The organism is Pantoea sp. ICBG 828, from assembly GCF_002928355.1.
GTDB classification, from domain to species: Bacteria; Pseudomonadota; Gammaproteobacteria; order Enterobacterales; family Enterobacteriaceae; genus Pantoea; species Pantoea dispersa.
In genome coordinates this window covers 214,525-237,330 of the sequence record NZ_POWN01000004.1, presented here as the reverse complement: position 1 = coordinate 237,330, position 22,806 = coordinate 214,525, and the positions used below count along the sequence as shown (strand labels likewise).

Sequence of the window (22,806 nt, the reverse complement as noted above, 5' to 3'; positions counted from 1 at the left end):
AACGATCCCATGCAGACCACACTTTTTTCTGGTGTGGTTTGCTGCTTTCATTTAGCTGGTTTTACCTTTCACAACCATCACCGCCGCCAGTTTTCCTTCAAGACCTTTCTCGTTGGGAGAATTATCCGATCAACTAATAATCGCCATCTGCCGTTTGATGCGGCCAGATCCACCAGGACAGTGATTATTACTTAACAGGATAAGCTCATGAGCACAGCACTCACCAACGCAAAACAACTCTGGACCACCGATCCGCAACGTACTTTTAGCGGCTCCACGCCATCAGAAGCCGGCGGCATCATGGAAATTGTGATGGACAGTACCGTCTATACCGTCACCATCGCCGCTAACGGCAGCTGGAGCTGGCAGCCGCCGTTTCCGCTGGCTGAAGGGCCGCATAATCTCTCCGTACGTACCATTGACCGCGCTGGCAACGTCGGTGCCCCTTCGCTGTTTATCGTAAACGTCGACCTTACCGCGCCGGACCAGCCGCTGATTATTGGTGTCGATGACAATGCGGGTAATAAAACCGGTCCGGTGAGTTCCGGCCAGCAGACCGATGACCGCACGCCGACCCTGAAGGGTGTGGCCGAGCCGGACAGCATCGTTCGCCTGTACAATGCGCAGAACCAGCTGATTGGCAGCGTTAAAGCTAATAGCAACGGCTACTGGGAAATTACCCCGACGCTGGCTGACGGTGAGCATTCACTGTATGTCACCGCCACCGATGGCCGTGGCTACGTCAGTCAGCCATCCGAGACATTTACGCTGACCGTCGCCGATGACTCTGCAGTCCCGGTTCCCGGCAAGGTGGAAATCACCCACGCGCTGGATGACGCCGGTGCTGCACAGGGCAAGCTGCTAAACGGCGCGCTGACCGATGACGCCACGCCAACGCTGCGCGGTACTGCGCCAGCCGGCAGCAACGTGCTGGTCCAGTACCGGGACGTGAACGGCCAGTGGGTTGACGGCGGCTACGCCACGCTGAGCGGCACCGAGTGGAGCTGGACGCCGGATAAAGCACTGGGTGAAGGCAACTGGGAGTTCCGTGCTTACGCCGGCAGCGGCTGGACCGATGAATTCACGCTGGAGATCGATTTAACGCCGCAGAGCGAACTCTCTATTACCCATGCGTGGGATGATTTCGGCATCAATACCGGTCTGTTACACAATGGCGCCATCACCGATGACCGTACGCCAACGCTGAACGGTCGCGCGGAGGCGAACAGCCTTGTCTATATCCACTTCCGCAACGCGCTGGGAAGCTGGGAATTGCTGGGTAGCGTGCAGGCTGGCGCTGACGGCAACTGGGCGTATGAAACCGATCGCATCTCACCGGGCAGCTACCAGTTCTCGGCCAGTGATAATGCTAAAACGCATAACAGCAGCAGCGATTTTGCATTGACGATAGCCAGTGAAACGGGGTTGACACCACAAATTACCAGTGCGTTTGATAATGAAGGAAAAATAACCGGCAGCCTTAATTCGGGATCAATCACTGACGACTCCACTCCTGAAATACGTGGCTCAGCCGAAGCGAATTCGACCGTATATATTGAATATCGCTCTGCCGGCGGCGCCTGGCAAACAGGTTACTCAGTCCAGACTGACCATGCAGGAAAATGGTCTTTTACTCCGCCACACCAACTGACTAAAGGTGAATGGCAGTTTATTGCAAAAAAAAGTGATAGTGAAACCCCCTCAAAAATATTCAATTTAAATATCCAGTCAGATATTTACAATCAGACTTTCACGGAAAACTTCAGCAAATTCGCAGCTAAGGACATATCTGACTCTTTGTTAGTAATAAATGGTGCCACCATTACATTCAGCGGAGATAGAAGCAGAATAACCGATGAGCTTAATTCACGGCATTTGCATCTAGGAACCTATGCTTATCGCACGTCAGCAAAAATGAGTGTTGACCTCGATTACCTGACAAACAAGATATCCTTTGATACCTATGGTATCGAAAACAGCTATAGCCCAGCCACAATAATAATTTACGATCAGTACAACAACATAATAAAAACAGAAAAAATCACCAATTACTCATGGAGTAAATACTCGTATTCTGCTCCTGAAGGAAAGTTAATAAGTCATTTTGAGTTATCAATAGACCAAGAAGTTCAGGGTTTTGATATTGATAATTTTACTTACAGTGCGATTGATTACAAAAACAAGACCTTGACAATTGGAAATGAAAGTCAGGAAGAAAACCACCTCAACACAAATATCAAATCCTATCAAACCCTGGACAAACAACATTCTTTTGATACTCAAGATATCATATACAAAATAGATAAAGATTACGTTTTGCAAAAGGGAGATATGAATATTTTCATTGATGATAATCATACCCAGCTAATGATAACGGGTAAAAAAGGCGATACTATCCAGCTTCATGACATACTGCCAGAAGACGCAGCATTAACCAGTTGGACCCAACAAACCGGTACCGTTACCATCGCTGGCGTGCAGTATGAAGTCTATTCCCACAACGGTAGCGATGCTGAATTGCTGGTGCAGGAAGGGGTGAAAGTCGAGCTGGTGTAAGTTTTTTCTCCTTCTTTTTAGGTGAGTTTGAGGTAAAAGCCGTAGCAGGGATGCTGCGGCTTTTTTTATTGGGTTGGGTGCGGTCTGGCCCTCACCCCGGCCCTCTCCCGCACGCGGGAGAGGGAGAAAAGACACACAGCGCGCACGCGGGAGAGGGAGAAAAGACATACAGCGTGCACGCGGGAGAGGGAGAAAAGACACACAGCGCGCACGCGGGAGAGGGAGAAAAGACACGCAGCGCGCACGCGGGAGAGGGAGAAAAGACACGCAGCGCGCACGCGGGAGATGGAGAGGGAGAAAAGACACAGAGCGCGCACCCGGAGACAGGAGCGACAGGCGGCAGAAACCAGCCTCTACTCCACCGTCAGCGCCGCGGGTTTGTCTTTAACAAAATCCGGTAGCTCGCTGATGCGCTCTGGCGGCAGCGGTTTGCCCAGCAGGAAGCCCTGCAGGGTGTCGCAGCCGAGCCCGGTGAGGAACGCCTGCTGATCCTGGGTTTCCACGCCTTCGGCCACCACTTTGAGATCCAGCGACTGCGCCAGCGCGACGATGGCGGAAACGATGGTTGCGTCTTCCGATTTCGCCTGCAGCTCGTTAACAAAGGCGCGGTCGATTTTCAGCTCGCTGGCCGGTAAGCGCTTGAGATACAGCAGGCTGGAGTAGCCGGTGCCGAAGTCATCAATCGAGGCTTTTACCCCCATGCTGGTCAGCTCGGTGAGGATGCGCACGCTCTCTTCCGGATCGCGCATCGCCGTGGTTTCGGTGACCTCCAGCGTCAGTAGCTCCGCCGGGATCTGGTGCTGTTCCAGCGCCTGCGTCACGGTGTCGACCAGGTTGCACTGCTCAAACTGTAAGGCAGAGAGGTTCACCGCCACCGACCAGTGCGGATGGCCCTGCTGGTGCCAGATGTGCAGCTGGCGGCAGGCCTCGTTGATCACCCAGTTGCCGATATTAATGATCATGCCGGTCTTCTCGGCGATCGGTAAAAACTTGTCCGGCGTCAGCAGGCCGCGCGTCGGGTGCTGCCAGCGCAGCAGCGCTTCGAAGCCAATGATCGGCCCGCTCGGCGCGCAGTACTTAGGCTGATAGAACAGACGCAGCTCGTTGCTATCCAGCGCCTGCCACAGATCGTTATTAAGCTGCAGCTGCGACTGCGCCAGCGTGTTCATGGACGGCTGGAAGAAGTTGTAGCCGTTACGGCCGTTGTTTTTGGTGTGGTACATCGCGGCGTCGGCGTTAAACATCAGCTCGCGCTCATCCTTGCCGTCACCAGGATAAACGGCGATGCCGATACTCAGCGACACCATCAGCTCGTAGCGTGACACGCTAAACGGGCGATCCACGGCTTTTACCAGCGCATCCGCCACCGCTGCGGCATCATTGGGATCGCCGATCTCAATCAGCAGCACAAACTCGTCACCGCCCAGCCGCGCCAGCGTGTAGTGCCCTTTCATCTGGTCGGTCATGCGTTCGGTTACCGCAATCAGCAGGTTATCGCCGACGTGGTGACCAAAGGCATCGTTGACCGCTTTGAAGCCGTCGAGATCCATAAACATCAGCGCAAAGTGCGAGCGCTCGCGGTTGGCCTTGTTGATCGCCTGCTCGAGGCGATCTTCCAGCAGGATGCGGTTCGGCAGTCGCGTCAGGTTATCGTGCAGCGCCAGCTGCGCCAGCTCGCGGTTGGCCTCTGCCAGCGAGCGCGCGAGGATCGAGGTGCGCGCCTGCATACGCGCGTCGAGCATCGAAACCAGCAGCGTAATACCGAGAATCGCCAGCGTCACCACCGTGACCAGCATCGCCAGCCAGTCGCTGTTCACACCGTGATGGGTGGCGTGACTGTGCATCGGGAAGTTCGCCGCTGCCATGCCGGTATAGTGCATACCGGCAATGGCACAACCCATCACCACGGCCGCCCCGACGCGCAGTAGCGTGACGCGGCCATGTCCTTCGCGCAGGTTGAACGCCAGCCACAGCGCGGCACCGGAAGCCACCAGCGCAATCAGCACCGAAACCGCAATCCAGCCCCAGTTCCAGCTGATGCCCGGCTCAAACATCAGCGCCGCCATGCCGGTGTAGTGCATCGCCACCACGCCGGAACCCAGCACCAGCGCGCCGCCCAGCAGCCGTCGCCACGGCAAGTCGCCGGACGAGCACACCAGCCACAGGGCAAAGATGGAGGCGAGAACCGCCACCACCATTGAGGCGGCGGTAAGCAACGGATCGTAGCTCATCACCATATCCAGGCTCATCGACAGCATGCCGATAAAGTGCATGGCCCAGATACCCACGCCCATGGCGAAGCCGCCGCCCAGCAGCCAGACCAGCGCCACCCGGCCGGTGGAGGAAGCGACGCGTCCCGCCATATCCAGCGCGGTAAACGAGGCCAGCATCGCTACCAGTATCGAAACGATAACGGTAAACGCATCGTACGAAGTCACTAACATAGTGATTTCCCATATAAAAAAGCTGTGTTAAGTCAGCTGTGGTGTTGTTGAAATGAAAAAGAAAATGTTGGTTTTATAATTGAAATTATCGGCAGACCGGCTGCCGATATGAGTCACTGAACGATGAAAGCTTCCGATGTGAAGGAGAACAAAAATTGCTGGTCAGGCGCCGGTGAGCGGCAGCACGTTATCAGGAAAGTGCGGTGCAATCGGCGGTGATGCGGTGAATTCGCCGATGCGCTCCGCCGGCGTCGGTTTGCCCAGCAGATACCCCTGCAGCGTGTCAAAGCCAAGACCGGTCAGCAGGCGCTGCTGCTCTTCGGTCTCCACGCCCTCCGCCACCATGCGCAGGTTAAGGCTTTGCGCCAGCGTCAGCATGGCGGTTACCACGGTTGCATCCTCGCTGTCGGCACGCAGGCTGTTAATAAAGGCACGATCAATTTTCAGCTCGCTGGCCTCAAGATGCTTGAGGTGCAGCAGATTGGCGTAGCCGATGCCGAAGTTGTCGATGGCCACTTTGACGCCAAGCCGCTGCAGTTCGGCGATGCGCTGCTGGCTGAACTGCGGATCGCGCATGGCGATGTTTTCCGTGATTTCCAGCATCAGCGTGCCTTCCGGCAGCTGGTAGCGCTGCAGCGTCTGGCGCAGCGTGTCGATCAGATCGCGCTGATGAAACTGCAGTGCAGAGAGGTTAACCGAGACGCTCCAGTCGCGGTTGCCCTCGTCATGCCACTGCCGCAGCTGGCGGCAGGCTTCGTTAATCACCCAGTTGCCGAGCGCCACAATCTGGCCGGTTTTCTCGGCGCGCGCCAGAAACATATCCGGCATCAGCAAGCCGCGGCGCGGATGCTGCCAGCGCAGTAACGCCTCAAAACCCATCAGAATGGTCCCACCCGCGCGAAATTTCGGCTGATAGAACAGGCGCATCTCCTGGCACTCCAGCGCGTTCCATAAATCGTTGGCCAGCGCCAGTTGATGCTGCGCCACCGCGCTCATCACCGGTTCAAACAGGCTCCAGCCATTACGCCCGCTGTGCTTGGTGTGGTACATGGCCGAGTCCGCGTTGAACATCATCTCCTGCGGGCTGCGGCCATGCTGCGGGAAGATCACAATGCCGATGCTGAGCGAGACGCGCAGCGAGTAGCGATCCAGCTCAAACGGTGCATCAATGCTGTGCACCAGCCGCTGCGCCAGCGCTTCAGCCTGGGTTGCCGCGTACTGCGGACACAGCATGACAAACTCATCGCCGCCGAGGCGCGCCAGCAAAATGTCCGCATCCAGCTGGGTGCGCAGCCGTTCCGCCACGGCGACCAGTAAACGATCGCCGACGTGATGCCCCCAGGTGTCGTTCACCGCTTTGAAGCCGTCGAGATCCATAAACATCAGGGCAAAGGGCTGGTCATACAGCGTCGCGTGTTTGATTTGCGTGCTGAGCTGCTGGTCCAGCATGACGCGATTGGGCAGTGCAGTGAGATTATCGTGCAGCGCCAGCTGGCGCAGCTCGCTGTTGGCGCGCCGCAGCCGGGCGGCAAGACGCGCCGCGCGCAGCTGGGCGTCCAGCATAGAGATCAGCAGCGTCAGACCGAGAATGGTGAGCGTGATGATGGTTACCCACACCGCCAGCCCCTCCTGCCCCATGCCGTGGTGCTGCATGCTGCCGGGCGCGCTGAAATGCGCGGCCGCCATGCCGGTGTAGTGCATGCCGGCAATCGCCACCCCCATCGCCAGCGCCGCGCAGGCGCGCATCAGCAGCAGGCTCTCGCCATGGCGCAGATGGAATGCCAGCCACAGCGCGGCACCGGATGCGCCGTAGGCAATCAGTACCGACAACGCCACCAGGCGCAAATCCCAGTGAATGGCGGGTTCGATCAGCAGCGCCAGCATGCCGAGATAGTGCATAGCAACCACGCCGCTGCCGAGGATCACCGTGCCGCGCAGCAGCCGGCGGCGCGTCAGATGGCTGCCCTGCAGGCCCTGCGCAAAGGCGAAGATGCTGGTGAGAATTGCCAGCAGCAGCGAGAAGGCGGTGAGCGGAATGTCATAGCGCATGGTCATCGGCATCATCATCGCCAGCATGCCAATGAAGTGCATCGCCCAGATGCCAATGCCCATCGCCGTACCGCCGGCCACCAGCCACAGTTTCGCCAGCAGGCCGCGCGACACGGCGACGCGCCCGGCGGTATCCAGCGCCGTAAACGCCGCGATAAACGCCACAATCAGCGAAACGGCAACCAGAACGCTATCCCAGGTAACCAGCAACATGTGCGCTCCTCAACTCAACCCGCGGCGGCGCAGGTGCGGTATCGTCAATTAACAACAGAAAAAGTGAAAACATCAATGAGAGGCAGCTAATGACCACCCGCGCTGTGGCGACACAAAAACAGATCCATAAATAACTGGAGGTATTACACGGCTATTTTTTATTCTCATCGTCTGTCGCGGCCGGGAAAAGTAATGATATCTGATTAATGCATGAACATAGCATTGAACCTGAAGTCGCGGTAGAGGGGGAAAACACTTGCCGTTTGGTTTTTTTAACGGGCCGCCAGCCCTTGTTATGACTGCGTTATCGGCGAAAAGGGAGAATTGATTAGCGAAAATTCTCCGGTGCGTTGTACAAGCGGCAAAAGGGTGTTCTATAGTAAATAAAACTGATATAAATCACTAACTCAGCCTTTAAGAATTTTCTTAGGTGGCAGGGCATTAAGTTCGTTTGCCGATCGCGGCGTCTTGTTATTTACGGGTTCGTTTCATTAATAAATCACCAGGCGAAAAAGCACTGACCTTGGATAATCAGTAAGGATTGATTATGAAACTCAAGCTTTTTCTTTTGGCTACCAGCCTGAGCGCCGCGCTCGCCCCTGCAACGGTTTTTGCTGCCACCACAACGGGAACCATCAATGCCACATTGACGCTCACCACTGGCTGTCTGGTGAACGGTCAGTCCGCCACCAGCGGGGTTAACTTCGGTACACTGAACTTTGGTAGCAGCGCTGCAACCTTTGATACCTTAAACGCCACCCTGGTGGGTGCATCCGGGAACGGCATTTTTGTCCGCTGCACCACCGGTCAAACCTTCAATGTGCAGGTCACCAGCAGTAATCCGGCACCGGCCACTATTTACGGTACGGTGAGCGGCCAGCCGCGTTACCTGATCCTCGGCTCCAACAATACGCAGGGCATTGCTTACACGCTGTACAGCGACGCCGCGTTTACCACCGCCATCGCCAACAACACCAACATTGCCGCCAGCGGCACCACCGATCCGACGCTCGGCACCAACTATGCCATTTACGGTCGGGTAGTCGGCGGCGGCTTTAACCCACTTATTCCGGCCGGTACCTACACCGATACCATTAACGTGGCGGTGAATTACTGACGCCAGCGGTGGGGTAAGAAGGATGGTCTGGCTGCTGCGTGCTGGCAGCCTGGCCCTGCTGATAGGGAGCGTCCCGGCCTGGAGTTTGCCGACGGCCACCTTCCAGGTCTCTGCGTCAGTGGTGGCAGGCTGCGTGATTTCCGGTACCAATACCGGCGTGTTTGGCACGCTGAATTTTGGTACCCAGTCGGGCGTGGCGAGCAGCAGCGTCAGCGCCAGCTACGTGCAAAGCACCACCCTCACCCTCGCCTGCACGCCGGGTACCGCCCTCAGCATGAGCATCAATGGCGGCAGCAATTACACCAGCAGCCGCAATCTCAAACACACCAGTAACACCGATACCGTGGCCTACAGCCTGTATACCAACGCAGCGCACACCACGACGATTCCGGTTAATTCGCCAGTGGCACTGAGTTACAGCAACGCCAATAACATCGTGCTGCCGATTTATGGCCTGTTAACCCTGCCCGGCCCGACGCGCGCCGGGACCTATACCGATACGTTAACCGTCACCCTGAGCTGGTGACGGCAGCATAAAAAGGATGAAAGATGATGAGCCTGCGCGCCCTGCTTCTGTGGTTTCTTCTGGCCCTGTCGCCCGCCAGCTTCGCTGCCAACTCGCTGATGATCTGGCCGATCGATCCCGCCATCAACCCACAGGAAAAAGCCAGCGAACTGTGGCTGGAGAATCGCGGTAACGCCACCACCATCATGCAGGTGCGCATCTTCAACTGGCAGCAGATTGACGGCCAGGAACAGTATCAAACGCAGCAGCAGGTGGTCGCCAGCCCGCCGATGGTGCGGCTGGAGCCGGGGCAGAAGCAGCTGGTGCGTCTGATTCGCCAGAGCGCGCCGCCCGCCGGCGTGGAGCAAGCCTATCGCGTGGTGCTGGACGAGATCCCGACGCCGCGCTCGCCGGGCGAGAATCAGGCCGGGCTGACGTTTCAGATGCGCTACTCGGTGCCGCTGTTTGTCTATGGTGATGGCCTGACGCGCGACAGCGCCAAAGCCGATCTCAGCTGGCGTCAGGTCAGCCGCGACGGCAAACGCTGGCTGGAGCTGACCAATAGCGGCAACGGCCACGCGCGCCTGAGCAACGTCACCGTCGGCGGTCGCGCGCTCGGCAACGGCCTGTTTGGCTATGTGCTGGCTCACAGCAGCCACCGCTGGCCGCTGAACAGCCCGGTGAGCGGTGAACTCGCGGCCGAGGTGAATAAAAATCACTGGCGCAGCGCTGCCGCGCGCTGATGAAGCTGACGCCGCCTTCCTGCGCGCTGGCAGTGACCAGCGTGCTGTGCTTTTCCCCGCTGAGCAGCGCAGAGACCTTCTCTGAGCTGCCACCGCCGCCTGCCGTCAGCCACAGCGCCAGCGGCCAGCAATACATGCTGGAACTGGTGGTGAACCAGCGCGAACGGGGCGAGATTGTGCCGGTCGAGCGGCGCGACGGTGAGTTCTGGCTGCGCAGCGGCGATCTGCAGCGCGCCGGCATTCCGGCGGCGAAGCTGGCTGGCGAACAGGTCGCTCCCGGTCAGTTGGGTGAGGTTAAAGTGGAATACGATGAACGCCGTCAGCGCCTGCTGCTGACGGTACCGCCCGCCTGGCTGCCAGAGCAGACGCTTGGTCAGCCGCAAAACGGTCCGCGCTATCCCGGCCAGGCCAGCAACGGCGCGCTGCTCAACTACGACTTCTACGCCACGCGCACCGACAACGCCGGTTCGCGCCTCTCCAGCTGGAATGAGCTGCGCCTGTTCGGTCCGGCCGGCCAGTTCTCCAGTAACGGTGTCTATATCCAGCAGCTTGCGGGCGACACCCGCGGCCAGCAGCAGGGTTACATTCGCTACGACACCTGGTACAGCAACGAGAACGAGAACGCCGCGCTGAGCTGGCGCGCCGGCGATTTGATTACGGATGCGCTGGGCTGGAGCAACAGCGTGCGCCTTGGCGGCGTGCAGATCGCGCGTGACTTCAGCGTGCGGCCGGATCTGGTCACTTACCCGCTGCCGGCCTTTAGCGGCCAGGCGGCGGTACCGTCGTCAGTCGATCTGTTTATCAATGGTTACCGCAGCGCACAGGCCAGCGTTCAGCCGGGGCCGTGGTCGCTGACCAATGTGCCGTTCGTTAACGGGGCGGGCGATGCGGTGATCACCACCACCGACGCGGTCGGCCGTCAGGTGACGACAACGCTGCCGTTCTATGTCTCCAGCAGCCTGCTGAAAACCGGCCTGTCCGATTACGCCTTCTCCGCCGGGGCGATTCGCGAGAACTACGGCATCAAAAACTTTGATTACGGCGCAGCGGCGGCCAGCGGATCCTATCGTTACGGCCTGCGCGACTGGCTGACGCTGGAATCGCACGCCGAAGGCAGCAGCGACGTGGCGATGGGCGGTGCCGGCGCACTGGTGAAGCTGGGCAGTCTGGGCGTCATCAACGCCGCGCTGGCGCAGAGCCAGCTGGACGGCAGGCCCGGTACCCAGTACAGCTGGGGTTACCAGTACAACAACAGCTGGTTCAGCCTCGGCACCCAGCACACGCTGCGCAGCGCGGATTTCGGCAACCTGGCGCGGGTCGGCAGCCGCGGCGACAGCGCCAATACCAGCTATTCGCTCGCCAGACGCAGCGCGCAGTACACCGCCAGCCTGTCGCTCAGCCAGTACGGCAGCCTCGGTCTGGCGTATCTGGACATCGCCGGCGGCAGCGGCGATCGCACCCGCCTGTGGAATTTATCGTGGAGTAAAAACCTGTGGGGCAACAGCAGCCTGTACATTTCCGCCAGCCGCGACCAGCAGCAGGGCGACTGGAGCGGCGCGATTTCGCTGGTGATTCCGTTTGGCGAACAGAGCAGCGCATCAATTAGTGTCGAGCGCGATCAGCAGGGACAAAGCAATCAGCGCCTGTACGTGTCGCGCGCCATGCCGAGCGACGGCGGTTTTGCTTACGATGCGTCATGGGCGCATCAGGGCGGCGACAGCGGCGATTATCGTCAGGGCAGTCTGCGCTATCGCAACAACAAGATCGATACTTCCGCCGGCTTTTACGGCGACGATGACAACACCACGCAGTGGGCTGATTTCACCGGCTCGCTGGTGCTGATGGACAACCATGTGTTCGCCGCCAACAACATCAACGATGCCTTTGTGGTGGTGAAAACCCGCTATCCGGACGTGACGGTGCGCTACGAAAACCAGACGATGGGCCGCACCGATGACGCCGGCTATTTGCTGGTGCCGTCCATCAGCAGCTATTACGGCGCAAAGTACGATATCGATACCCTCGATCTGCCGGCTGACATGACCGCGCCAAAAGTGGAGCAGCGCTTCGCGGTGAAGCGCAAAAGTGGCTATCTGCTGAATTTCCCGGTGGAGCGCCTGCGCGCCGCCAGCGTGATCCTGCACGACAGCGACGGTCAGCCGCTGCCAGTCTCCAGCCAGGTGTTGCGCCGCGATCGCGCCACCGAATATGTCGGCTGGGATGGCCTCGTGTGGATGGAAGATCTCAGCGCCAGCAACCCGATGCGCGTGGTGACGCCGGACGGACGCGAGTGCGAGACCACGCTGGCTATCGCTGAGGGTCAGCCTAAAGCGCTGCAGACTTACGGTCCACTCACCTGCCCGCTGCCGCCTGCCGCGCCCGGTACGGCCGTGAATGCCGCCAACAACTCACAGTCAGGGATCTCGCCATGAGGAAATTTCTGTTCTTGCTGCTGTGGCTGCTGCCGGCCAGCAGCTACGCGCTCTGTTCGCTTTCGGCCCCCAGCGCCAGCTTTGGCACGCAAACCACGTTTTACGTGCAGTCGACGGCGGTCAATACTTCCAGTAACACCAACGTTAACTGCGGCACCGGCACGCTCAACCTGCTGGGCAGCGATTACGTCGCCTATGCGTTTACCACCGCCAACTACCTGAGCGGCACGCGCGCCACCATGAAGGCATCGGCCAGCGGCACCGATAACGTGCCGATTCAGCTGTGCATCGACAGTGCCTGTGCCACCGAACTGCGCCAGGGCGGCAGCTATCGCTGGAACTCTTCCGCGCTGCTGGCGCTCGGCAACAGCCTCAATTTTGTCATTCCACTCTATTTCCGCACCGTACCCGGCCAGGTGATTGCCGCCGGCAGTTACACCACCACCATCACGCTGACGGTGAGTTATAACGTGTGCGCCGGGCTAAATGTGGCCGGCGTGTGCGTCGGCACCGTGCAGAGCAGCAGCGGGACGGCGATGCCGATCACCGTGAATATGGTGATCACTAACGACTGCACCACCATTACGGCGCCGAACGTCAGCTTCGGCAGTGCGCCGCTGGTCGGCAGTTTTTCTACTGTGCAGCAGACGATTAACGTGGTGTGTTCAAAGGGCAGCACGTATACGGTGGGACTGAGTAATGGCAGCTATTTCAGCGGCACCACGCGCCAGATGGCGAGCGGCACCAACCGGCTGGCGTACGATATTTATAAAGGCACCACCACCACTAATCGCTGGGGCCCGAGCGGCAGCGACCGCTGGAGCAGCGCGACCTCGACATCGCTCAACGCGGATACCGTGACGCGCAACTTTACCTATACGGCGCAGATTCTGACTACGCAAAATACGCCCGCAGCGGGGAATTACAGCGATAGCGTGGTGGTGGATGTGGCGTTTTAGCGGGCGGGTAAGGAGTGGCTGATTCCCTCATTCCCCGCCTTCTCCCGCCAGCGGGAGAAGGGGCCGATCGCGCGGGTGTTGAGGTGAAGCGCAGGTTGGTGAAACCGCACTGAACGGTTCCCTCTCCCGCATGCGGGAGAGGGTTAGGGTGAGGGCCTGCAGGCAGAGCAGGAGCTCGCTGGCACCCTCATCCCCCGCCTTCTCCCGCCAGCGGGAGAGGGTTAGGGTGAGGGCCAGCAGGCAGAGCAGGAGCTGGCTGGCACCCTCATCCCCCGCCTTCTCCCGCCAGCGGGAGAAGGGGCTGATCGCGCGGGCGTTGAGGTGAAGTGCAGGTCTGCAAAACCGCACTGAGCGGTTCCCTCTCCCGCGTGCGGGAGAAGGGGCCGATCGCGCGGGTGTTGAGGTGAAGCGCAGGTCTGTGAAACCGCACCGAACGGTTCCCTCTCCCGCGTGCGGGAGAGGGTTAGGGTGAGGGCCAGCGGGAGAAGAGGCCGATCGAGCGAGTGTTAAGGTGAAATACAGGTCTGCGAAACCGCACCGAGCGGTTCCCTCTCCCGCGTGCGGGAGAGGGTTAGGGTGAGGGCCAGTGAGAGAAAGTCAGGGTGAGTCCAGCGCGCGCGCACTCGAACTACAGCGACGCGCCCACTACTGTTGCGCTGTGCCGCGCCTGATACTGTTTCACCATACGGCCGATCAGCAGCGTGCCTACCAGGCCGCACACCGCGGCGAACGACAGCCAGACGCCCGGCATCGCTTTATCGCCAGTAGCATGAATCAGATAGCTCGAAATCGCCGGCGTAAAACCACCAAACAGAGCGGTCGCCAGGCTGTAGGCCAGCGAAAAGCCCGAAGCACGCACTTCAGCCGGCATGATCTCCGCCAGATACACCACCATCGCGCCGTTATAGCTGGCGTACAGAAACGATAACCACAGCTCCGCTTCCACCAGGTGCGCGAAGGTCGGCGATCCTACCAGCCCGTGCAGCACCGGCCAGGTCGTCAGGATCATCAACACGGTAAAAGTAATCAGCAGCGGTCGCCTTCCGACGCGGTCCGATAGCGCGCCCATCACCGGCAGCCAGAACAGGTTGGAGATGCCGACAAACAGCGTCACGAGGAAGCTCTGTTTGTCACTCATCATCAGCACGGTTTTACCAAAGGTCGGGGTGAATGCGGTGATCATGTAGAACATCACCGTGGTGGTGACCACCATCAGCATGCCGGCCAGCACCAGCGCCCAGTTCTGTCCCACTGAACGCACAATCTGGCCCATCGACGGGTGCGATTTACGCTGGCTGAACGCTTCGGTCTCTTCCAGCATGCGGCGAATCCAGAACAGGAACGGCACAATCAGACAGCCGACCACAAACGGAATACGCCAGCCCCATTCGGTCACCGCGTCCTTCGCCAGCAGATGATTAAGCCCCAGCCCCAGCAGCGCGGCAAAGATTACCGCTACCTGCTGGCTGCCTGACTGCCAGCTGACGTAAAAGCCTTTACGGCCTTTGGGAGCCACTTCAGACAGATAAACCGAAACGCCGCCGAGCTCCACGCCCGCCGAGAAGCCCTGCAGCAGGCGGCCAAGCAGAATCAGGATCGGTGCCGCCGCGCCCAACGTGGCGTAGCCTGGCACCAGCGCGATAGTCAGCGTACCGAGCGCCATCAGGCCGAGCGTCAGCAGCAGCCCTTTGCGCCGGCCGTGATGGTCAATGTAGGCCCCCAGTATAATCGCCCCGAGCGGACGCATCAGGAAGCCGGCGCCAAAGGTCATCAGCGTCAGCATCAGCGAAGCAAACGGATCGTCGCCCGGGAAAAAGGTTTTTGCAATGGCGGTGGCGTAGTAGCCAAACACCATAAAATCGTACATCTCAAGAAAGTTACCGCTGGTAACGCTAAAGATGGTTTTGGCACCGCCCTGCGATGACTTTTGTAAAGCGTGACTTGAGCTCATATCGTCCTTCCTGGTTTTTCTCCTGTTTTAGCCTGCCGGCGCGTGAATAGATGTGATCCTGTTCACCATTGCACTTTACAAAAGTACAAACAAAGGTAACAAACAGTTAACACGACCGGTCCGATCAGCTTATGAGGAAAGTTAATAATTCTGGGCTTTCCAGGTGACAGGTGCAGCACAGACTATCGACTTTACGAGTGGTATAAATTCAGCGATATCAATCCCCAACAAACAATATCATGAGCCATATCCCACTCTTTTTAATGCCTTTTTCATTAGCAGAACTTATTAAGATCAGTCTTAGAAACGAGACGATTCTGGTACATGCCGCCATCCCCTCCCCCTTTATGCTGGGCAGGCAACGGTAATCACGCCGTTGTTGATTTTGGTGGAGAATACTTATGCTAACACCTCTCAGCTTTGACCCCTTTTCATCCATTAATACCTTGCGAGTGGGCACACCTTATCCGCTGCTGAGCGGCAGCCTGCCGGCGCAGGCCGGTGAAATCATTGAATTCATTATCAATGATCACCACTACAGCACGCCGATTGCCGCCGACGGCAGCTGGTCATTTCAGCCGCCGTTCTCGCTGAGCGAAGGCAGCCACGACATGGTAGCGCGCATCGGCGACAGCGGCGAACCGCATCCGTTCTCTGTTGACGTCGCGCTCTCGGTGCCGGACAAACCAGCGATCACCGCGCTGTTTGACGACGTCGGCAGCGAAACCGGCCCGGTCGGGCGCGGACACACCATTGATGACACCACGCCCAAAGTGCAGGGCTATGCGCTGCCGGGCAGCACGGTGCGGCTGTACGATCACGACAGGCTGATTGGCAGCACCGTGGCCAGAAAAAGCGGCGAATGGTCGCTGGAGCCGCTGCTGGGCGCGGGCGGGCATCAGCTAACCGTCACCGCCACCGACGAGTTTGGCCGCGTCAGCGAACCTTCTGACCACTTTGACATCACTGTGGTTGAAAGCGGACCGGTGCCGCCGACCATCAGCTACGCCATTGACGATGTCGGCACCGTGCAGGGCCAGCTCGCCAGCGGCTCCACCACCGACGACTTCTCGCCGCTGATCGTGGGGCGCGCGGAGCCGAACAGCATCGTTTATCTGTTCGCGCAGAACGATCACGGCGGCATCGGCTATAAAGGCAGCGTTAAAACCGATGCCAACGGCGACTGGATAATTCAGTCACGCGCGATGATCAGCGGTGACGGCATCTATACCTTCTATGCCTCCTATGAGAACAGCAAAGACGACTACCGCCCGGATTTCAGCCTTAATATGTCGGCGCTGGAGAATCTGCGTCCGGCTATCGACTGTGCGCGTGACGATACCGGCGCCCATACCGGCCAGGTGTACCATCGCGGCACCACCGACGATAAAACGCCGGTGCTGGAAGGTCGCGGTGCGCCGGGCAGCATCGTTGAGATTGAGTACAACCTGAGTAACAGCGGCTGGCACAGCGCGGGCAGCGTGACGGTCGATGCGCAGGGCAACTGGCAGTTCGCCGGCTTTGAACTGACCTATTTTGGCGAATGGGGTTTCCGCTCGCGCGGCGTGGCCGATGGTAAAGCCAGCGCGTGGAGCGATAAGTTTGAGCTGCTGGTGATCCCCGGCGCGCCGCTGGAACCGACCATCGACTACGCCTGGGACAACGCGGGCCCGCTGCAGGGGCCGGTTTATCAGCACGACTCAACCGATGACACCACGCCAACGCTGCACGGCAGCGGCACGCCGGGCCAGGTGATTGAGATCGAATATGGCGTGCAGGGTGAAGGCCTGCGCCACGCCGGCAGCGTGCTGGTCGATGCCGACGGCAAATGGAGCTTCACCTCGCCGTATCTGCATCAGCCTGGCGTATGGGAATATCAGGCGCGCGCCTCAACCGGCGAGATGAAGAGCAACTGGAGCAGCAAATTCGTGCTCGACGTCAGCCCTGACGCCGCGTTCGATCAGCAGGCGCATGATGAAACCCAGCCGGACGCGCTGACGCTGCACCAACTGCTGAGCGAAGGTGGCAAAGGCCTGTTCATTGAGGATGACAGCACCCAGCTGCTGGTGAACGGCAAGCCGGGCGACAGCGTGCAGCTGCAGGATATTCTGCCGGCAGGCGAAGCGGTCGATGGCTGGACGCAGCAGACCGGCACCCTGACCATCGCCGGTACGCAATATCACGTCTGGAGCCACGGCGACGCTGAACTGCTGGTGCAGGACGGCGTACAACTGCAACTGGTGTAACCCCCCCGATGCCGTGCGCGTAGCACGGCATCATCCTGCCCTCTTTCCCCGGCTTTTCACCCACTCGGACTTTTCTCCCTTCGGGACAGGTCTCATACAGCGTTTTACGTCATCTATTACAAAATGCGCCCTTTATAACAAGGCGCAGCGGGCTTTGCTGCAATAGACCCAACGTAAAACACAGGAAAAAATCCATGGATCTGTTTGATTTTAAAGAGGTGAAGTACCTCGAGCGCGACACCAACACCCCAACGTTTTTCGGTAAAATCGATTCAGAAGTGGGCAAAGGCGGCCAGGTAATGATTACGCTTGGCGACAGGAATTTCTTTGTCGACATCAACCCGCAGGACGGCAGCTGGAAGTGGACGCCACCAGAAGCGCTGGCCGACGGTGAATACAGCCTCTCCTTTATGACCATCGATACCGCCGGTAACCTCAGCACGCCAACGCAGCGCACGCTGATCGTTGACACCACGCCGCCGGCCGCACCGACGCTGCTTAACCTGTACGACGATCAGGGCGCCATCACCGGCAGCTTTGACGCCGGTAAAATGACCGACGATCGCCGCCCGACCCTGACCGGCATCGCCGAAAAGGGCACCGTGGTGTATCTGAAAGAGGGCAACACCGTGATCGGCAGCGCCAAAGCCGACGAGAAAACCGGTCTGTGGACGCTGGAACCGAATGTGGACCTGGCGGATGGCCGTCACAACCTGACGCTGGTGGCGGCGGAAACCTTCGCCGGTAAGGTGCGTGAGGGCAAAGTATCCGATGAGTTTAACATTACCATCGGAAAAGATGGCGACGTGCCGAGCGATCCGGGCGGCGTGGCCAAAATCATTGATGCCGTTGACAACGCCGGCAGCCTGACCGGCTCACTGAAGAGCGGCGGCATTACCGATGACACCACGCCCGAGCTGCGCGGCAGCGCGCCGGAAGGTAGCATGGTGCGCATTCAGTACCGTAACGATAAAGGTGAATGGATCGACGGCGGCAATGCGGTAATGAACGGCACCAGCTGGAGCTGGACGCCAGACCCGGCGCTGGGTGCCGGTAACTGGGAATTCCGCGCCAACGCCGGCAGCGGCTGGACCGACGAATTTAAGCTGGATATCGATCTCGCACCGGCGGCAAAAACGGAAATCACTCACGCTTACGATGACTTTGGCCCGTTCACTGGCATGCTCGGCAACGGCGCGATTACCGATGACCGCACGCCAAACCTGCACGGCCGCGCCGAGTCTAACAGCCTGGTGTATATCCACTATCGCAATGTGCTGGGCGCATGGGAACTGCTGGACAGCGTGACTGCCGGCGCCGATGGTCGCTGGGAGTATGAGACTGATCGACTGGTGCCGGGGACGTATGAGTTTCAGGCCGGGAGATCGTCAACCCGTGATGCAAACGGTAAACCATTTGGGCTGCAGATTGTGGCGCCGGGCAGCGTCGCACCAGAGATCGCTATGGCCTGGGATGATGTGGGCAAAATCACCGGTGAGGTGAAATCGGGCGGGCTGACCAATGATACTCAGCCGGAACTGCGCGGCAGTGCCGAGGCGAATGCGGTTGTGCAGGTTGAGTACTCACGCGACGGCAAAACCTGGCATAGCGGGTCAACGGTTGCGGATGCGAATGGCCGCTGGTCGTTTACGCCCAAGGACGAGCTGGAATATGGTAACTGGGATTTCAGGGCGAAAACCACTAATGGAACTAGCTATAGTGCAAATTATTCGTTAAACATTATTGACAGTGAAACCATTACTCATGTTTACAACTTTGAAGACATTACCCCTGTCAATATCAATAAAGATGTTAATTACGGGAACCTGACATTTATCTATAAAAAGCATGACAATGTTACTACAGCAATAGAAGATCATGAGCGCTGGGGCGGTCTTTTCGTCATCCGAAAAGATAGCAATGTTAATGAGTTCGTGCAAAAAGTTAATTTCCAGGAAAAATAAATTACTTTGAACTCACCGCACTTGATTGGGAAAGTTCCAAATCCTACATCAGCTTCTTTGATGAAAGCGGGAAAGAACTGGGGCGAGTTTACTCCAATGATGAAAGAGGAAATAGCAGAGAGGTATTACAATTCTACTCTGGTAACGCAGAAATTAGTTACGCTGAAATCCATATTATTGGGTCGCTTACTGGCTACGGGATTGATAACATCATAACTGAACGCTACTCTAAACATGAAATAAACACTAACAGTCATGGTTTTGATAACCTTGAAGGATACGATGCAGGACATCTATTTAACAGGACCGGAGAACGTCTGAAAAGTGGATTATTTGTTAAAACAATTTACGGCACTGACCTTGGAATAATTGCCGACCCAGGTGCTAACAAAAACAACATTTTCTACATTAGAGGGAACTCATCATATGAGTTTAACTTCGAAAAAACAGATAAATTTTCTTTTGATTTTAGCTATTTAGATAATACCAACACCCATAAGATAATAGTTTACTCAACTAATGGTTCTATCTTGCATGAAGAATACTTACCAGCAACAGAATCAAAAGCAAAGCATTATGAATATTTCTCACCACCGGGAAGCAGTATTTCACATATCGAATTTATTGTAGGAAGCGATAGTGTTCCCGGCAATACCAATGGAGGCTTCGCCATAGATAACATCGCCTGGGGTGCAAACGTTGACTCAGGCCTGGAATCATTTGACAAGTATGACAATGACTTCAAGTTCGATATGACAAAAGTTAACACTTTATGGGGTGGCGTTAAATTCTCCGGAAAAGCGCATGAGGGTGCAGTTTCACATATAGCATCATCTAAAGTTTACGGTGGCTTCGGAGAACATCATGCATTTTTATTAGGCGACAACTCAACGTATACGTATGACTTTGGCAGCACGGAAAAGATCGAATTTGCACTGAACGCCGTTCATTCAGCCAACCGACATGAAATTATCGTTTACTCAACAACCGGTGAAATTCTCTTCCGTGAAATGCTCGCAACCGTGGATTTAAAAACCGTAACACCTCCCGATACCTATCAGTTTATCGCACCGCCGGGTAAAAAAATTGGTCACATCGATTTTGTACTGGGTCAGGAGGGAACAAGTGATGACAGTGATATCGGCATTACAATTGACGATATCAAATGGGGCGAATACGTTCATCCGGAGGTCAACACCAACGGTGGCAAACTGTATCTGTTTGACGAAAACGATCTCTATGACCCGATCCAGGTTTTCGACGCCGATAATCAGCTCTATCAGCTGCTGGTCAACAGCGAAGATCAGACGGTGATTTTTGCCGACCAGGTGGAGGACGGCAGCAAAACCAGCGTGATTCAGATGGACAACGCCGGCAATAACGCTCTGACGCTCAGCCTGCAGGATGTGCTCAGGCACGGCAGTGAGAACCTGGCGATTGATGATGCCACTAAGCAAATTATCGTCAACGGCAACCAGGGCGACACCGTGCGCCTCGAAGACATCCTGCCGGAGGGCAGTGAGCAAAACGGCTGGGCCGAGCAGGCTGGCACCGTCACCATTGCCGGCACCCAGTATCACGTCTGGAGCAACGGCGACGCTGAGCTGCTGGTGCAGGACGGCGTGAAAACCGAGCTGGTGTAAGGGAGAGCTATCATGAACCAGATTCTTAATGCATCTTACCGCTACACCGACGACCCGCGCCGCGGCTACAGCGGCACCAGTCCGCAGGCGCGCAACGGCTTCGCGGAAATCGCTATTGATGGCCAGCCGCCGTACACCGTCAAGGTCGACGCAGAGGGCCGCTGGAGCTGGACGCCGCCCGCCGACTGGACGCCGGGCGAACACATCGTGTCGGTGCGCATGATTGACGCCGCCGGCAACATTGGTAATCCCGCCCAGTTTATTCAGGTGGTCGACTACACGGCGCCGGACGCGCCGCGCCTGCTCAATATGTACGATGACCAGGGCGACATCACCGGCAGCTTCGACGCCGGACGCATGACCGACGACCGCCGCCCGACCCTGACCGGCGTCGCGGAAAAGGGCACTGTGGTGTACCTCAAAGAGGGCGATACGGTGATCGGCAGCGCGCAGGCCGACGCCACCACCGGCATCTGGACGCTGGAGCCGGACGCCGATCTGAGCGACGGCACCCACCAGCTGACGCTGGTGGCGGTTGAAACCTTCAACGGCAAGCTGCGCGAGGGCGAGCCTTCTGCGCCGTTCGAACTGCTGATTGGCCGCGACGGGTCTGCCGCCACGGTGATTTCCCACGCGGTGGATGATGCCGGCCCGGTCACCGGTTCGCTGCTGAGCGGCGCGCTCACCGACGACGCCACGCCGCAGCTGCACGGCAGCGCCCCGGCGGGCAGCACGGTTTTCGTGCAGTACCGCAACGCCAGCGGCGAGTGGGTTGACGGCGGCGCGGCGCAGATGAACGGCACCCGCTGGAGCTGGACACCACCGGCTGAGCTGGACGCCGGCAGCTGGGAGTTCCGCGCCGGTCAGGAAGGCAGCTGGAGCGACAGCTTCGGGCTCGATATCGCCTTCGCCGGCAGCGACGCGCTGCACGCCACGCTGACCCACGCCACCGACGATTTCGGCCCGGTCACCGGCACGCTGCTAAGCGGCGCGCTCACCGATGACACCACGCCAACCCTTAGCGGGCGCGGCGAAGCCAACAGCAACGTGGTGGTGCGCTACGGCATTGCTGGCGAGTTCACCCATTCCGTGGTGGTGACAGTGGGCGCGGACAGCAACTGGAGCTTCACGCCGCCGGCGCTGGAGTACGGCGTCTGGTCGTTTGCCGCGCAGGCGCAGGGCGACAGCCAGTGGAGCGACACGTTCGAGCTCATCCTGATGCCGGGCGGCCAGCACACGCCAGAAATCCTCCGCGTGTACGATGACGTGGCGCTGTATATCGGCGAAGTCAGCAACGGCGGCATCACTAATGACCGCCAGCCGGAGCTGAGCGGTGTTGCCGAGGCTAACAGCGTGCTCAACGTCTACGACGGCAGCACGCTGATCGGCAGCGTGCAGGTCGGCGCAGACGGCAACTGGCGCTTTATCACGCCAGAGCTCAGCGATGAATCGCACAGCCTCAGCGTCAGCTACGGCGCTTACGACGCTGGCCTGCCGGCGTACAGCATCGTCGTGGACGCCACGCCGCCGGGCGAGGTGGAAATCAACGCGCTCGCCCCGCTCGGCCTGACGCTCAGTGACGTGGTGGAAGCCGGTCAGCAGGGCCTGTTCATTCACGACGGCAAAACCCAGCTGCGCGTCAGCGGCCAGGCCGGCGACAGCGTGCAGCTCAGCGACATCCTGCCGGAAGGCGAAGCGGTCAGCGGCTGGACGCAGCAAACCGGCACCGTGACCATCGCCGGCAACCAGTACCACGTGTTCAGCCACGGCGACGCGGAACTGCTGGTGCAGGACGGCGTGAAAATCGAGCTGGTGTAATCCCCCGATGCCGTGCGCGCAGCACGGCATCAACTTCTCCTTTTCCTCTGTTTTTAATCCGTTCGGATTTTTCTCCCTTCGGGACGTATCTCATACGGCGTGTTACATCATCTATTACAAAATGCGCTCTTTGTAACAAGGCGCAGCGGCCCTCGCTGCGGTGGAC

General features: G+C 58.3%; 13 protein-coding genes. 10 read left to right on the top strand and 3 right to left on the bottom strand.

What is annotated here, in order from left to right:
• Positions 1-207 precede the first annotated feature (207 nt).
• A complete protein-coding gene (locus tag C1Y43_RS11605; protein WP_104188284.1) occupies positions 208-2,556 on the top strand; it encodes an Ig-like domain-containing protein in 2,349 nt (782 codons plus the stop codon).
• A gap of 353 nt (positions 2,557-2,909) precedes the next feature.
• Here C1Y43_RS11605 and C1Y43_RS11600 read toward each other — a convergent pair whose 3' ends face one another.
• Both C1Y43_RS11600 and C1Y43_RS11595 read right to left on the bottom strand, forming a co-directional pair.
• The gene (locus tag C1Y43_RS11600; RefSeq protein WP_104188283.1) at positions 2,910-5,000 is read right to left on the bottom strand and encodes a bifunctional diguanylate cyclase/phosphodiesterase; all 2,091 of its coding nucleotides are present in this window, start codon (positions 4,998-5,000) and stop codon (positions 2,910-2,912) included.
• 162 nt (positions 5,001-5,162) lie between these two features.
• Positions 5,163-7,262 (bottom strand): bifunctional diguanylate cyclase/phosphodiesterase, encoded by a 2,100-nt coding sequence (locus C1Y43_RS11595; RefSeq protein ID WP_104188281.1) that lies wholly within the window; start codon positions 7,260-7,262, stop codon positions 5,163-5,165.
• Positions 7,263-7,809: 547 nt separating this feature from the next.
• On the opposite strand from C1Y43_RS11595, the gene C1Y43_RS11590 reads away from it, so the two are divergent.
• Genes C1Y43_RS11590 through C1Y43_RS11570 form a run of 5 tightly spaced genes read left to right on the top strand, consistent with a single transcriptional unit; the run spans position 7,810 to position 13,018 of the window.
• A complete protein-coding gene (locus C1Y43_RS11590) occupies positions 7,810-8,379 on the top strand; it encodes a spore coat protein U domain-containing protein (protein WP_021509578.1) in 570 nt (189 codons plus the stop codon).
• Positions 8,380-8,401: 22 nt separating this feature from the next.
• On the top strand, positions 8,402-8,905 hold the full coding sequence (locus C1Y43_RS11585) for a spore coat U domain-containing protein (protein WP_059012052.1): 504 nt from the start codon (positions 8,402-8,404) through the stop codon (positions 8,903-8,905).
• Positions 8,906-8,928: 23 nt separating this feature from the next.
• On the top strand, positions 8,929-9,627 hold the full coding sequence (locus C1Y43_RS11580) for a molecular chaperone (RefSeq protein WP_369974310.1): 699 nt from the start codon (positions 8,929-8,931) through the stop codon (positions 9,625-9,627).
• Positions 9,627-12,059 carry a fimbria/pilus outer membrane usher protein gene (locus C1Y43_RS11575; RefSeq protein ID WP_104188280.1) on the top strand — a complete coding sequence of 811 codons (2,433 nt, stop codon included), beginning with the start codon at positions 9,627-9,629 and terminating at the stop codon, positions 12,057-12,059. Before C1Y43_RS11580 ends, C1Y43_RS11575 begins: the two co-directional genes overlap by 1 nt.
• On the top strand, positions 12,056-13,018 hold the full coding sequence (locus C1Y43_RS11570) for a spore coat U domain-containing protein (RefSeq protein ID WP_059012047.1): 963 nt from the start codon (positions 12,056-12,058) through the stop codon (positions 13,016-13,018). Before C1Y43_RS11575 ends, C1Y43_RS11570 begins: the two co-directional genes overlap by 4 nt.
• A 628-nt stretch (positions 13,019-13,646) precedes the next feature.
• Here C1Y43_RS11570 and C1Y43_RS11560 read toward each other — a convergent pair.
• Positions 13,647-14,969: an MFS transporter gene (locus C1Y43_RS11560; RefSeq protein WP_021509584.1), complete on the bottom strand. Its 1,323-nt coding sequence runs from the start codon at positions 14,967-14,969 to the stop codon at positions 13,647-13,649.
• A 401-nt stretch (positions 14,970-15,370) separates the two neighbouring features.
• On the opposite strand from C1Y43_RS11560, the gene C1Y43_RS11555 reads away from it, so the two are divergent.
• The 4 genes from C1Y43_RS11555 (at position 15,371) to C1Y43_RS11540 (ending at position 22,640) form a co-directional block, all read left to right on the top strand.
• A complete protein-coding gene (locus tag C1Y43_RS11555; protein WP_168715057.1) occupies positions 15,371-17,215 on the top strand; it encodes an Ig-like domain-containing protein in 1,845 nt (614 codons plus the stop codon).
• A gap of 194 nt (positions 17,216-17,409) precedes the next feature.
• Positions 17,410-19,179 carry an Ig-like domain-containing protein gene (locus C1Y43_RS11550; RefSeq protein WP_104188275.1) on the top strand — a complete coding sequence of 590 codons (1,770 nt, stop codon included), beginning with the start codon at positions 17,410-17,412 and terminating at the stop codon, positions 19,177-19,179.
• 530 nt (positions 19,180-19,709) lie between these two features.
• A complete protein-coding gene (locus tag C1Y43_RS11545) occupies positions 19,710-20,822 on the top strand; it encodes a hypothetical protein (RefSeq protein ID WP_146068657.1) in 1,113 nt (370 codons plus the stop codon).
• A 12-nt stretch (positions 20,823-20,834) separates the two neighbouring features.
• A complete protein-coding gene (locus C1Y43_RS11540) occupies positions 20,835-22,640 on the top strand; it encodes an Ig-like domain-containing protein (protein WP_104188272.1) in 1,806 nt (601 codons plus the stop codon).
• Positions 22,641-22,806: the final 166 nt, after the last annotated feature.